Source organism: Phyllobacterium sp. GQ127, from assembly GCF_059758635.1.
This window is the reverse complement of sequence record NZ_JCAXDZ010000006.1, coordinates 55,617-68,398: the sequence shown is the minus strand read 5'-3', so window position 1 is coordinate 68,398 and position 12,782 is coordinate 55,617. Positions and strand designations below refer to the sequence as shown.

General features: G+C 54.0%; 13 protein-coding genes. 8 read left to right on the top strand and 5 right to left on the bottom strand.

The window, feature by feature from the left end; translation table 11 throughout:
* The 4 genes from AC6CHM_RS19670 to AC6CHM_RS19655 are packed head-to-tail and all read left to right on the top strand — an operon-like array spanning window position 1 to window position 3,597.
* Window positions 1-870 carry an ABC transporter permease gene (locus AC6CHM_RS19670; RefSeq protein WP_337352813.1) on the top strand — a complete coding sequence of 290 codons (870 nt, stop codon included), beginning with the start codon at window positions 1-3 and terminating at the stop codon, window positions 868-870.
* A gap of 42 nt (window positions 871-912) precedes the next feature.
* Window positions 913-2,649, top strand: coding sequence for an L-arabinonate dehydratase (araD, locus tag AC6CHM_RS19665; protein ID WP_336442240.1), 1,737 nt, complete (start codon window positions 913-915; stop codon window positions 2,647-2,649).
* A 16-nt stretch (window positions 2,650-2,665) separates the two neighbouring features.
* The gene (locus AC6CHM_RS19660; protein ID WP_498174260.1) at window positions 2,666-3,391 is read left to right on the top strand and encodes a ribonuclease activity regulator RraA; all 726 of its coding nucleotides are present in this window, start codon (window positions 2,666-2,668) and stop codon (window positions 3,389-3,391) included.
* Window positions 3,388-3,597, top strand: coding sequence for a hypothetical protein (locus tag AC6CHM_RS19655; protein ID WP_498174258.1), 210 nt, complete (start codon window positions 3,388-3,390; stop codon window positions 3,595-3,597). Before AC6CHM_RS19660 ends, AC6CHM_RS19655 begins: the two co-directional genes overlap by 4 nt.
* A 60-nt stretch (window positions 3,598-3,657) precedes the next feature.
* Here AC6CHM_RS19655 and AC6CHM_RS19650 read toward each other — a convergent pair whose 3' ends face one another.
* Window positions 3,658-4,284: a DUF2867 domain-containing protein gene (locus AC6CHM_RS19650; RefSeq protein ID WP_307277713.1), complete on the bottom strand. Its 627-nt coding sequence runs from the start codon at window positions 4,282-4,284 to the stop codon at window positions 3,658-3,660.
* A gap of 42 nt (window positions 4,285-4,326) precedes the next feature.
* On the opposite strand from AC6CHM_RS19650, the gene AC6CHM_RS19645 reads away from it, so the two are divergent.
* From AC6CHM_RS19645 to AC6CHM_RS19630, 4 genes are all read left to right on the top strand, one after another.
* Window positions 4,327-4,698 carry a winged helix-turn-helix transcriptional regulator gene (locus AC6CHM_RS19645; RefSeq protein ID WP_498174255.1) on the top strand — a complete coding sequence of 124 codons (372 nt, stop codon included), beginning with the start codon at window positions 4,327-4,329 and terminating at the stop codon, window positions 4,696-4,698.
* Window positions 4,695-4,862, top strand: coding sequence for a hypothetical protein (locus AC6CHM_RS19640; protein WP_498174253.1), 168 nt, complete (start codon window positions 4,695-4,697; stop codon window positions 4,860-4,862). Before AC6CHM_RS19645 ends, AC6CHM_RS19640 begins: the two co-directional genes overlap by 4 nt.
* Before the next feature lie 111 nt (window positions 4,863-4,973).
* The gene (locus AC6CHM_RS19635) at window positions 4,974-5,204 is read left to right on the top strand and encodes an AbrB/MazE/SpoVT family DNA-binding domain-containing protein (RefSeq protein ID WP_307277706.1); all 231 of its coding nucleotides are present in this window, start codon (window positions 4,974-4,976) and stop codon (window positions 5,202-5,204) included.
* The gene (locus AC6CHM_RS19630) at window positions 5,204-5,608 is read left to right on the top strand and encodes a type II toxin-antitoxin system VapC family toxin (protein ID WP_336442283.1); all 405 of its coding nucleotides are present in this window, start codon (window positions 5,204-5,206) and stop codon (window positions 5,606-5,608) included. Before AC6CHM_RS19635 ends, AC6CHM_RS19630 begins: the two co-directional genes overlap by 1 nt.
* 366 nt (window positions 5,609-5,974) lie before the next feature.
* Here AC6CHM_RS19630 and AC6CHM_RS19625 read toward each other — a convergent pair whose 3' ends face one another.
* From AC6CHM_RS19625 to AC6CHM_RS19610, 4 genes are read right to left on the bottom strand one after another with little or no spacing between them, the layout of a single operon-like run.
* On the bottom strand, window positions 5,975-7,732 hold the full coding sequence (locus AC6CHM_RS19625) for a tetratricopeptide repeat protein (RefSeq protein WP_336442237.1): 1,758 nt from the start codon (window positions 7,730-7,732) through the stop codon (window positions 5,975-5,977).
* On the bottom strand, window positions 7,729-8,568 hold the full coding sequence (locus tag AC6CHM_RS19620; RefSeq protein WP_498174250.1) for a glycoside hydrolase family 16 protein: 840 nt from the start codon (window positions 8,566-8,568) through the stop codon (window positions 7,729-7,731). Before AC6CHM_RS19620 ends, AC6CHM_RS19625 begins: the two co-directional genes overlap by 4 nt.
* Window positions 8,565-9,911 carry a polysaccharide pyruvyl transferase family protein gene (locus AC6CHM_RS19615; RefSeq protein WP_115054035.1) on the bottom strand — a complete coding sequence of 449 codons (1,347 nt, stop codon included), beginning with the start codon at window positions 9,909-9,911 and terminating at the stop codon, window positions 8,565-8,567. Before AC6CHM_RS19615 ends, AC6CHM_RS19620 begins: the two co-directional genes overlap by 4 nt.
* Before the next feature lie 2 nt (window positions 9,912-9,913).
* On the bottom strand, window positions 9,914-12,745 hold the full coding sequence (locus tag AC6CHM_RS19610) for a glycosyltransferase (RefSeq protein ID WP_440810965.1): 2,832 nt from the start codon (window positions 12,743-12,745) through the stop codon (window positions 9,914-9,916).
* Window positions 12,746-12,782 lie beyond the last annotated feature (37 nt).

The window sequence follows — 12,782 nt, the reverse complement described above, 5'->3', positions numbered from 1 at the left end:
ATGAAAAATCCGCAGATCATTCTTGCAGCCGATGTCACGACAAACGGGCGGCACGCCAATGTAGCCGAGGTCGAGCAGAGGCTCGGTTCCCTCGAATTGATCCTGGGCATCAGCGCTGTGCGTAAGACGGTGCTGATAATCGTCCTTGCCGTCATTTGGCAGGTCTATGCAAGCTATCTCGACAATCCACTGCTCTTCCCGACGCTGAGCGACACGCTGGTCACGCTTTATGATCGTTTTGTCGACGGTACATTGCCGTCGCGCATCTGGACGACACTTCAGGTACTGATAACAGGCTATGTGGCAGGCACTGTGCTTGCAGCCATTTTGACAATCCTTGCCATTAACACACGGATCGGCACCGATTTTCTGGAAACAATGACGGCGATGTTCAATCCGCTACCTGCCATCTCATTGCTGCCACTTGCTTTGATCTGGTTTGGGCTCGGCGCCTCTAGCCTTGTCTTCGTGCTAATCCATTCGGTGCTTTGGGCGGTCGCGCTCAACACCCATGCGGGCTTTCTTGGCGTATCTCGAACGCTGCGCATGGTCGGAGGCAATTATGGATTGACAGGTTTGTCCTATGTGATGCGGATTCTGGTTCCCGCTGCCTTCCCCTCGATCCTGACCGGCCTGAAAATCGGCTGGGCGTTCGCCTGGCGAACGCTGATTGCCGCCGAACTTGTCTTCGGTGTTTCTTCGGGGCAGGGCGGGCTTGGCTGGTTCATCTTTGAGAACCGCAACCTTCTGGACATCCCCGCAGTCTTTGCCGGCCTTCTCACCGTGATCATCATCGGCCTTATTGTTGAAAACCTGGTGTTCCAGACGATCGAACGCCACACCATTCAGAAATGGGGCATGAAGGAATGAGCAGTTGAGGCTTCCTTTTCCGTCGCATTTTCCAATTGAGCAATGGCTATGAAAAAAACTCCAGAAACATTGAGAAGCGCCCGCTGGTTCGCTCCGGACGACCTGCGCAGTTCCGGTCATCGCTCCAGAACAATGCAGATGGGATACGCACCGGAAGAATGGACAGGAAAGCCTGTCATTGCCATTCTGAATACCTGGTCGGATGCCAATCCCTGTCATGCACACTTCAAACACCGCGTCGAAGATGTGAAGCGCGGAGTGCTCCAGGCGGGTGGGTTTCCCCTCGAGTTGCCAGCGCTTTCTCTGTCGGAGAGCTATGTCAAGCCGACGACGATGCTCTATCGCAATATGCTGGCGATGGAAGTCGAGGAACTGCTGCGCTCCCACCCGGTCGATGGTGCTGTATTGATGGGTGGATGTGACAAGACCACACCCGGCTTGGTGATGGGCGCCGTGAGCGCCGGCCTGCCTATGATCTATCTGCCGGCAGGCCCCATGCTGCGCGGCAATTATCGTGGCAAAGCCTTGGGTTCCGGTTCGGATGCCTGGAAATTCTGGGATGACCGGCGGGCAGGTAATCTGTCGACCGACGAATGGGTAGAGGTCGAGGCGGGTATTGCGCGGTCTTACGGACATTGCATGACCATGGGCACGGCAAGCACTATGACGGCGATCGCGGAAGCCCTGGGCCTGACGTTGCCGGGCGCGAGTTCGATTCCCGCTGCCGACTCCAATCATATCCGGATGGCATCTGCCGTGGGGCGCCGGATCATCGACATGGTCTGGGAGGACCTCGTACCAGGCAAGATCTTGACCGATGCATCCGTACGCAATGCCGTTTCTGTCGCTATGGCCACCGGATGCTCGACCAATGCCATCGTCCACCTCGTTGCAATGGCGCGCCGGGCGGGGGTCAACCTGACAATGGACGATCTTGATCAAGCGGGCCGCACGACTCCGGTTCTCGCAAACATAAGACCAACGGGCGAAACCTACCTGATGGAAGATTTCTACTATGCCGGCGGATTGCGTGCGCTCATGGCAAAACTTTCATCAAAGCTCGATCTTTCGGTGATTACTATCTCCGGCCAAACGCTCGGAGAGACGCTGGAGGGAGCCAAATGTTTCAATGACGACGTCATCCGGTCGCTCGACAATCCTGTCTATAAGGAAGGTTCGCTTGCGGTCGTTAAGGGCAACCTCGCTCCTACTGGCGCGGTCATTAAACCAGCGGCATGCGATCCAAGGCTGCATCAGCATCAGGGCCCGGCATTGGTTTTCGACAGCTACCCTGAAATGAAAGCAGCGATCGACGACGAAAATCTTGACGTCACGCCCGATCATGTTCTGGTGCTGCGCGGGGCCGGGCCCCAAGGCGGCCCGGGCATGCCCGAATGGGGCATGTTGCCGATGCCGAAGGTCCTGCTCAAGAGGGGATATCGCGACATGCTGCGTCTGTCCGATGCGCGCATGAGCGGCACCAGCTATGGAGCCTGCGTTCTGCACGTCTCGCCAGAATCGCATGTCGGCGGTCCGTTGGCGCTTCTGAAAACGGGGGACATAGTGCGGCTCGACCTGAAGGAGCGCAGGATCGACATGCTGGTGGACGACGGTGAAATTGAACGCCGTCGCTCCGAATGGAAGAAACCGGCAGACAAGGCTGGTCGGGGCTACGGATGGATGTTCGCCAAACATGTGGGCCAAGCCGACACGGGCGCGGATTTTGACTTTCTCGAAACACGGTTTGGACCATCCGCTCCTGAACCAGATATCTACTGACATCCGAGGACAATAAATGACCAACTATGATCTAAGTAAAGGAACGCGCAAAAAGCTGATGGGCGTGGCTACACCAACGATTGCCACGGCTCTGTTCAAACGTGGGCTCCGCAACCAGTTCATCCAAGATGTGCGACCGCTGTCCGCCAAGGGGGCCAACATGGTTGGGCAAGCCTTTACGTTGCGTTACATCCCAGCCCGCGAAGACCTTAACACGATCGAGGTCTTCAAGGACCCCGATCATCCGCAGCGCGCCGCGGTAGAACAATGTCCGGAGGGAGCTGTCCTGGTGATGGACAGCCGCAAGGATGCGAGGGCTGCTTCGGCCGGCTCCATATTGATATCAAGGCTGCAGGTGAGGGGTGTGGCAGGTATCGTCACTGACGGAGGCTTCCGCGACAGTCCTGAGATTACCAATTTAGCCATTCACGCCTACCACAAACGTCCTTCGGCTCCAACCAACCTTACCCACCACCAGGCCTGCGATATCAACGTCCCAATCGGCTGTGGCGATGTTGCGGTATTTCCGGGAGATGTAGTTGTTGGGGACAATGAAGGTGTCATCGTTATTCCCGCCCATCTCGCCGACGAGATTGCCACCGAAACGGTCGAGATGACGGCCTATGAAGATTTTGTCACAGAACAAGTTATGAACGGTGCGACGATCATCGGGCTTTACCCGGCCACTAGCGAAAAACCCAAGGCCGATTTTGCTGCCTGGCGACAGAAGCACGGACGATGAAGCAGTTGCCGCATCAGTATGCGCGCCTGATGCGGGCGGGCACGGATGCTGGGTTCGACAATATCATTGGCAGCTGCGGTGCCGGACGGCAAGGTCAATTTGAAACCCGCGGGCGACATTTACCGTCCCTGAAGCAGCGCGATACGGTAATAATAAACTCAGGACAAAAAGAAAATGCGGCCTCTTCGGTTCAAGCAAAACATTAACCACAAGTCAGCCCTCCGTCATCGGGCGGCGGCCCATTCTCCGCATTCCTGGGATCCAAACTACCCTGTTATCGACCTTGCCGCCTGTTCCAGACTCGCCGGCGCGATCACGCGGTGAAACGGCGCTATTACCGCCAAGTAGGTCCGTCCCAGCCAGTTATGACAATGCACCACGGTCACCACGACGAGTTCCCGGTCGCCCGCTGCACCTGCTGCCCGCAACAGGATCGCGAGCCGGAAGTCGAGATGCCGGTCATCCGCACCCATCACCAGCTCCTCCGCACTTTTTGATAGCAGTGGAAAGAAGCCGATCACCGGGCCTTGCGCCGCTGCGGCAACACCAACCGCACGAGACGTTTTGACGCCGACTGTCGCCATCACCACGTCGCGTACCCGCGTCAACGCGCGAATCCACCACGCCTGCCGCTCGAACCCAGCACGAGCCAGCACTTCGATATTGTCGTCAGCCTGTATAGGTAACTGAATCGCGTAAGCATCAATAAGGTCTGCGCCCACATAAAACGGCGCCAATACACTATCGGACGGCATACGCACCGCACGGGCTTTGATTCTATGCCCGGGTTTCCGCAAGGTATCATCAGCCGCGAGCGATGAAGGAAAACCAGCTGCCTGATCCACCGCGTCTTTCCGTGTGGTCATTTTGGCCGGGCCGATGCGAGGTATCATTTCGGATATCCTTCTGCTATTATTTTCTTAGCAAATGAGTACATGGGTCACTATGAAAAGTATAGCATGAAATTTCCTCAGCCTGGACAACCCGTGCGCGGCTCGAAAACCGGTCAACCAACTATGGCATTGCTCGACCTACTGGGGCGGCGCATGAGTTTGCGCGTGTTATGGGAGCTTGCTCATGCAGAACAAGCCCTAACGTTTCGGGAGCTTCAGGCTGTCGCCGAAACGAATCCCAGCCTCCTAAATACACGCCTCAAGGAATTGCGAGCCGCTGCCATCGTAGTCCATCATACTGGCGGGTATGATTTGACAGAAGATGGGAAAGCGTTGGTCCGCCTTATCATGCCGCTCGACGAGTGGGCCATCGCCTGGGGTGCCAGACTTGGGGCCACGTGCAGTAAAGAATGAACTGCAATGCCGTCCAAACGTGGGACCAGCGCCTAAAGATCAGCCGGGTCGGAAAACAAAATATCTTCGAGCTTTCCCTCGCCTGGCTGCATCTTGAAATGAACACGGCATGGGTCATCGATGGCACCGGGGCTCGGAAAGCAGATTCGCTGATCCGTTCCTGACACGTAAGGCTTGAGCCGATGACGTCAGTGCGCGCCAAGGAGCCAAGAGAATGCTTGAAACCATGCCATAAAGGTAATACCTTTTGCAAAACAATCATTACCGAGGCAGAAATGACAACGACCGTGACGACAAAGGGCCAAGTCACCATCCCCAAGCCCGTGCGTGATTTCCTTGGAATCGTACCTGGCAGCAAAGTCGAATTTCATAGGGCGAGCGACGGAAGCGTTGTGATTACTCGCGCTGACCGACATCAACCGAAGAGCCGGTTTAACAATCTGCGCGGTCATGCCGGTGAGGGATTGAATACGGACGCGATCATGGCTCTCACACGCGGAGAATGATGACGCTTATCGATACAAACGTGCTGCTGGACCTTGTTACAGACGATCCGAATTGGGCGGATTGGTCGATTGCACAACTGGAAACCGCTTCGTTTCGCGGCCCGCTCTTAATTAATGATGTTGTCTATGCCGAGCTAGCAGTGCGTTATAAAAGAATTGAGGAACTTGACGCATTCGTGGATGCGGCGGGCCTCGACATTCAGCCAATACCCCGATCAGCCCTGTATCTGGCTGGAAAGATATTTACACGGTATCGCAAATCTGGTGGCTCGCGAACCGGTGTTCTTCCAGACTTCTTCATCGGCGCTCAAGCCGCTGTCAGTGGATTTACTCTTTTAACCCGCGATATCGGTCGATACCGAACTTATTTTCCAACTGTGACGCTGATTACGCCAGACGCCTAAATCGCTAACCGAGACCAGGTCAACGATTTTTTTCGATCGAACAGGTGTTCGACGATGAGGCTACTTGATTTGCCAGTTCTTTGGAGTGCGCTCGGGCGTGGCTTCACCTTGAGCGGCAATGTCATGCAAGGTAAGGTTCGGTTAGCGTCAACAATGCCAGTGATCAAAGACATCGGCCAGCGTCAAGCAGCCGGCGCTTGGCCACAACACCGTATCGACTATCCGCCGTCCGGTATATTGAGGCGACCAGTCTTCTGACGGTCATAGCGAGTGTGGTTCTTTTAACCTCTTTAGCCCGCGCCCCTGCGAACATAAGAGCGGGCATGGCAAGGGATCGCCACATCCGCGTTTTGACAAAATGGACGATTATGACGAGCGGGCAGCGACCTTCTGCGTGCTCAGCCGATCAAGAGTTTTGAGAGCCCAATCCCAATCAGGCGCTAACTCGGTACCTCGCATGGCAGCTTCAGTGGCTTTGACCCTATCGCCATTGACCTCGTGTAATTGCGACCGCAGCATATAAATTTCTGCTCTTTGCCGGGCATGAAAAAGTGTTTCAAGCAATCGGTCGGTGGCAACGAGACCCTGCTCTGGATTGGTTTTGGTGTGAACGCGCAAATTGGCGAGCTTGAGCAAGGGCCACGTCCATTCAGGCTTGGCATCCGACGCGCGTACAAAAGCTTCGGCAGCTTCTTCGATATTATCAAGTGCCTCATGACACCGGCCAAGCAATTGCCAGGCATCTGCAGAATCAGGGCGCCGTGAGAGATAGTCTCTCATGATCTCTACAGATTCAGCATGTTTCTGTTGCCGGAACAGCACTTGTGCAAGCTGGTAGTTCCACCAGTCAACATTGCTATCCAATTCAATTGCTTTTCGAAGCTGCTCTTCGGCTTTTTCCGGCTGCTCAAGCCGCATTAGTGTAAGAGCCAGTTGATGCCGGGCACGGGCATTCCAGGGTTCGGCTGCAACGGCACGTTCGGCATAGACTTTGGCATCATCCAACCGCTCACCCAAGCGGGACAATTCCGCCGAAATCAGATGATGAGCTTCCGGATTGTCCGGATGGTGCTTCTTCAGCTGCTCGATCAGTGCGGCGCTGACCGATTTGCCGCTATGAGTCGAAATCAATGCCTCATAGATCGGCCGCACTGGGAAGACTTCCAGCGGCACCTGCAAGGTTTGTTTGGTGGCCTCCGCAAGATCATCCCGTGACAGGAGTTTCATTTTCGAGCGGACCACGGATGCATAGCTGAAATGTGGCGTATCGACCGGTGGATCGATCAGAAAACGCTCGACAAATTCAGACAGTACAACATCGGGCTTGTAGGCCTCAATCAGTTCCCGGTCGAACGATTTGCCATAAATATAGACCAGCGTACTGAAACTCTCCTTCAGAAATGGCAGGAGATTGCCACCGAAGGAATCCCCAAACATGACGCAACGCGGCAATGTCGTGTCCTTATTGGTGAAAACGCGGATACGGCCACGATTTGGAATCCGATTGTCAAAAGACAGCTTCCCGGCCGCGTTATCTATTCTGGCAGACAGAGTAGGCGCTGACACTGCCGGCTCGAACTTTATGCCGAGATCGCCAACATAGGGAACTTCTTCGAAGGAAATGCGCGATGGTTCGATCTGCAGGGGTTCAATGCCGTTTTGCGACAGTCCCCGACAGAACTCCTGATAACCGATATAGGCCCCAAAACCGCTCCAATGCGTGTCTGTTTTGGGATAGGTAAGTCCTTTGGACTTGCCTGCACGTATTGCTTCAAGCGGATAGACTATCTTTGATGCACGGCGCGGTCCAAGCGCCGTCATGATCTGGTGCAGCGGCCTGGTATCGGCAATCTCCACCCAGTCCGGTAATTGCTCGGAGTAGACGAGCTCCTTGTTTGGCGCGACGAAAACCAAATGTTGTGCGCCAAGCGATGAAACATAGGCGTCACGCTCAAGGATCAATTTACGCCAAGCTTCGATGCCTTTCTGGTCAAGAATATGTCGCCCGGTAATCTGGTCGATAACGCGATTGGAATCGTGATCGAGAAATATCCAACCATCCTTGCCCAACAGATATTTCTTGCTTTTGTCGGCGCGCGACGTTGAGGTAAAATCATCGGTCATGAACATCTCCTGACTTTCAATTCCTGCCATTCGGTATTTTGAAAGACACGAATATTTCTAATCGAGGTCGCAGCCCCATCGACATCGCCATCGTCTTTCCCTGCGAAAGATGCCACTGCATTGCTGAACAGTAACTGCGCTGGCGTATGCGCAAAATCATTGACGGCTTCGAAGATTTTCTTTTCATCGAAATAGAATTTGAAGCTGTCTTCACTCCACAGCATGCCATAACGGTGAAACTCGTTTGCAAGCTTGAGCCGCGGGCGGTAACTCTTTGAGAGCACCTTTTTCACTGGCAGCCATTGGCGAGCTGTCACATGCACGAGATTGGGGAATTTGGCTTCAACTACATCGAGTTCGAAACGTTTATCCCCCTCGCTATCCGGCACTGAGGTCAGCCAGAATGCATTATTGACGCCCGCTTCATTGGCAATTTTCATCTCGCATTCAAAATAGCCATAGCGCTGACGAAAATCTTTTGTCCGCACATAGCCACCAACGAAGGGTCGATTACCGCCCCGGTTGTCGCGATTTCGCCCCAGATTGAGCGAAAGCCCGGCACCGGAGATCGTGACATTTTCCGGCCGCCGGACAGATTTTGTTTCGCCGCCGCTATCGGTAACCTTGACCCACCGCTGATCAAAACCCGCATTGTCGGTAAAATTATCGGTGAATGACAATTGCCAATCCCCGGAGGCGCGCTGCAGAGCAGACGGCAGATTGGGGCAAAGCGCACGGGCAAGAGCGGGCCGTGCAAGCAAACCAGCCGATGCAACACCAAACCCTGCAAGGGTCAGAAAGGAGCGTCGGCTGAGTTGTGCACGGCCTTCATTCATTCAGCAGCCACCTTTGCTGCCGGTGTTTCCTTAAGACTGCGCAAGCTGGTTTCAAGATTCCATGCACGGTTGCGAAGCACTTCAACTTCACCGGTCATGAAATCGATTTCGCTACGGAACCACGAAACCGCTTCATGAATGTTATGCGGTACCTGTACCAGATTAGGTACAGACTGGGGCTTGTCAGCTGGCGCTGCCACTGGCTTCGGCAGTACGTGGTTGAGCTTGTTCTCCGTCAGGAAGCGATGATACTCGGCAAAGTTCTGGCGGTAGATATGTTGAACCTTGGTGAAATCAGCCTTTTCAAGCAGTTTCTCGAGGTTGATCGGAAGGTAGTCCTCGATCTCTATTGAAGGAATAGCAAAGAGTGAGGACAATTCGCGGATGCGTGAGTCATAGGTAAAGAAGATTGCCGGTATGCCCTGATGCAGGGCAATAACATTGCCGTGCAGACGGAAGCCGACCATGACATCGACATTTGCAGCCGCGTCTGCTGCCCACTCGTCGATATCGAAGAACGCGCTCATGCGGTTGTTGAGCATTTCCTCAGCTTCAGGATGGCCCAGCAAACCGAATTTGGTCAGGATGGCCTTGACGTTATCCTGCTTTTCTTTGCCCGAAGAGAAGATCGCCAGCGTCTCTTCCCGCTCACCCTGTGAATAGAGCTTGCTGGATGGGCGTTTGGCAACGGCATCAATCAAAGCCCGCTGCATCCGATTGGTCTTCGTCGCATTACTTGCATAATCAGCAGACAGATATTTGTTCAGGGTCAGGCCAATACGTGCCTTCTCCGGATCAATCGACTTGATCGCAATTGAAGGACGCAAGGAACGGTAAAAACTGGGGCAGCCAATAACGCGCACGTTCTTGATACCAAGATCGTTGAATATCTCGGCACTGTAGAAGCCGCGAACGCCGATTGTTTCGCACTTGTCAGCGATGATCTTCCAGGCTTCAACCGTGCCCTTTGGAACATTGAGCTTCTTGTATTTGCCAGCCTGCGCACCAACGCCGATAGCAACGACCGGACCTTTGAGCTTCTTCAGCAAAGGTACAACGTGACCAAGATCAACGGTCTCGGTCAGATAGTTCGATCCACGCACAACAGTGGCTTCATAGCTGTCATCCTGAGGCCATAGCTTTTCATTTCCCGCATGGGAAAACTGCACGTTCCTGATTTCATCATAGGCTAGCGCCTTGAGCGTAGCGTCATAGACGAGAACGTCGCCTGTGTTGATGCCGCCCTTGTTGAAGGCCGCAAGCGGATCTTCAAACTTTAGATAGGCTGCCTTGTTGCCGGGCTTGACCGCAGCACCACCATTCAGAACGAAAAGTTTCTTCATCGCTAGTTCCTCAAATTATTCATATTGGCTGACCCGGCAGCAGCGATTTGCAACGGCCTGATTTCGGTAATTTCATTACGATCTTCTTGATCTTCGTCGATTGCTTCCGCGTCCACGCGGTGAATCCGACTGGTCGAGATTGGTACAACGGTCTGCTCCAGAACTTTCGGAGCCTGCTCAACGCTCTGCGGTAACCGGTCGGGGAACCATGCCTTCAACTGCTTGACCAGCGGTGAAACACTTTCCTCCCAGGCGAGGGCGCCGCCGCGAATGGCTGCCGCTTCCGAAAGACGCTGCAAGGCATCACGGTCGGCCGCCAAGGCGGAAATAGCTTCCGTGAGTTCGCGGATAATTACTGTGTCATCTTCAGACCGGATAAGCAGCCCATCCACAGCGTGATCGATAAGTTCATCAACAGCACCGACAGCTGTCGCAATCGGCACGCAGCCAAGCCGCTGGGCTTCAATAATTGTCAGTGGAGCGCCCTCCCAGCGCGATGGCAATACAACAACGTCCGCCCATGCGAAGGCCTTGTTAAGATGACGGCTTGAATACACCGGTGGCTCAACCTGCACGCCAATTTCGGCAAACCGGTCCTTCCACGATCCGCCCGCACCGGCATCCATCACGTCGCTGCCAATAATCTTCCAATCAACGGGCTCTCCGCGTTCACGCAAATCCCGAACTGATGCAAATAGGCGCTCAATTCCTTTTTGTGCATCTAACCGGCCAAGAAACAGGACGTTGAGCTTGTCCCTTTGGGACTTTACCCGCCGTGCCGACAGTATGGTGTCTCGCTCTTTGGCGGCCAATGCATAGCTTGCTGCATTTTGTATATGCGTGAGCTTTGCTATTGGCACACCCATGCCATGCAACCATTCGACCATATCGTTCGAGCAGGTAAGAATCGCGTCATAGACATGCTCAAATGCCAGTGTGAGATAAGGATGACCGGCATCACGCCCCATTCTGGATTTATCCAGCACATGGACATAGTTCAGAACCTTGACACCGCGGCGGCGCAGATCGCCCAGCAAGGCGTTTACGGGTGCCACCTGATTGTTGATGACAACGTCAAGCCCAGCCAGAAAACCCATGATCTGCTCAGCCTTGGCTGCTTCGTCATGCCCCATCATCAGGTCATGGCCCGCAAATTTGTTTGGCCCACCCCAAAGTGGGTAATCGTCGGACAAAAAGTTGACCGATTTGAACACGCCGTCATTTTCCGGGACGCGATTGTAGATCGCTTTTCCAAACAGGAAGAGATGCACTTCACATCCGGCATTCTTCAAAGCGTTGGCAACCGCATAGGCTACCTTTTCCACGCCGCCAAAACTGGCGATTGGCAATAGGAAACCGACGCGCAGCGGGTTCGAAGCCTGCGGCAATCGTGGCATGACTGGCCTTGCGCCCACCGCATGGCGCAACAGCTCGAAATAGCGGCTCCGGTTGGGAAAATAAACGGATCGCCAAAGCCAACGATTCCTGGTCTTTGAGCGATATCCTGAGTCACGCAATGCTCCAAGCGTGGCTAAAAGTGCATTTGTTGACGATAAAGCCGTGCTTTGCATTTCGCGTGCTGTAAATGGTCCACTCACAACAATTTCCACAACATTGGGCGATGGAACAGCCTTGTGCAGCGAGCGTATCCAATCATCGGAGGTGTCATCTGCACAGGTAGAGAAAATATCGAATGTGCACATCCAGCCGAAGGGCTTGTCGGCAAGAGGCTCACCATCATTAATGGTGCGGATATCTATTCCCATCCTGGCATTATTCCGTTCGAAGCGTATCGCCACGAAATGATGCTTCTCAGCGATGCGTTCACTCAACCATAACAGATTATGAATGAGGCCGAGGCGGGTTAGAGCTTCGCGATGGGCGGCGGTCATCCAAAGCATGAACGGCGGAACTCCGAATGTTTCCGGTTCCGTCTTTGCTGCCCAAAAGCGGGTTACAAAATCTTCGAGGCTGCATTTGGCATGGTCCACCGTCGGGTCGGTAAACATATCGACTGCATAAGCCCCCATGCCGATTGCAGCATATCGGGGTGCCTCCTGATGCTCCCAGGTCAACAATGTTTCCGTGGCGAAGAGTTTCTTATGCTTCTGGCGGATATAGGTGAGAATGCCCTCCCGGGTGCGATTGGAATCGCGAAGCATGCTCTCGGCACGCTGCCGGTACTCGAACCCGAAGAAGGGATAGTTGGCACCAAGAAATCCGCGACCGATGGCCTGTAGCCAGAAATCCCAGTCTTCAAACCCGGATGTCATGCTTTCATCGAAGCGAATGCCTGCGTCAAGCATGCGCCTTGAGACCAGACTTCCAGCCTCGCAAATATTATCGAAGGTCAAATGCAACAGGCGTGAATATTGGGTCGTATAGTTCCCATTCCATTCAATCCCGAACTTGTCGATGTTGGGGTATACCCAATCAACCTTGTCATCGGCCTGCATGAAAGCCAGAATGTCGCGAAGGGCAGTGCTCGTAATCCGATTGTCAGCATCAAGAAAGTAAACAGCCTCGATGCCATCGAAATTGCGTAGCGCAAATTCAATCCCGTAATTGCGCGCTGAACTTAATCCGCCGTTTGCCTTGCGCAGATAAAAGACATTTGAATGCGCCATGGCATAGGTTCGCCCGATTTCGCCAGTCTCGGGAAAGGGGCAGCCATCATCGATAACCAGTACAGCAATCTCAAACGGTGCCTGTTGTGCCAGCGCCGATTCAATGGCTTCTGCCAACAATACCGAATGTTTATAAGCGGGAATGATGACGGCGACCTTAGGCGAAAAACGTGGTTCCGGCTCTTCACCCGAAGGCAACTGATCCACGACTTGCTCCCGTAAACGGTTTATCTGGTCCAGCATG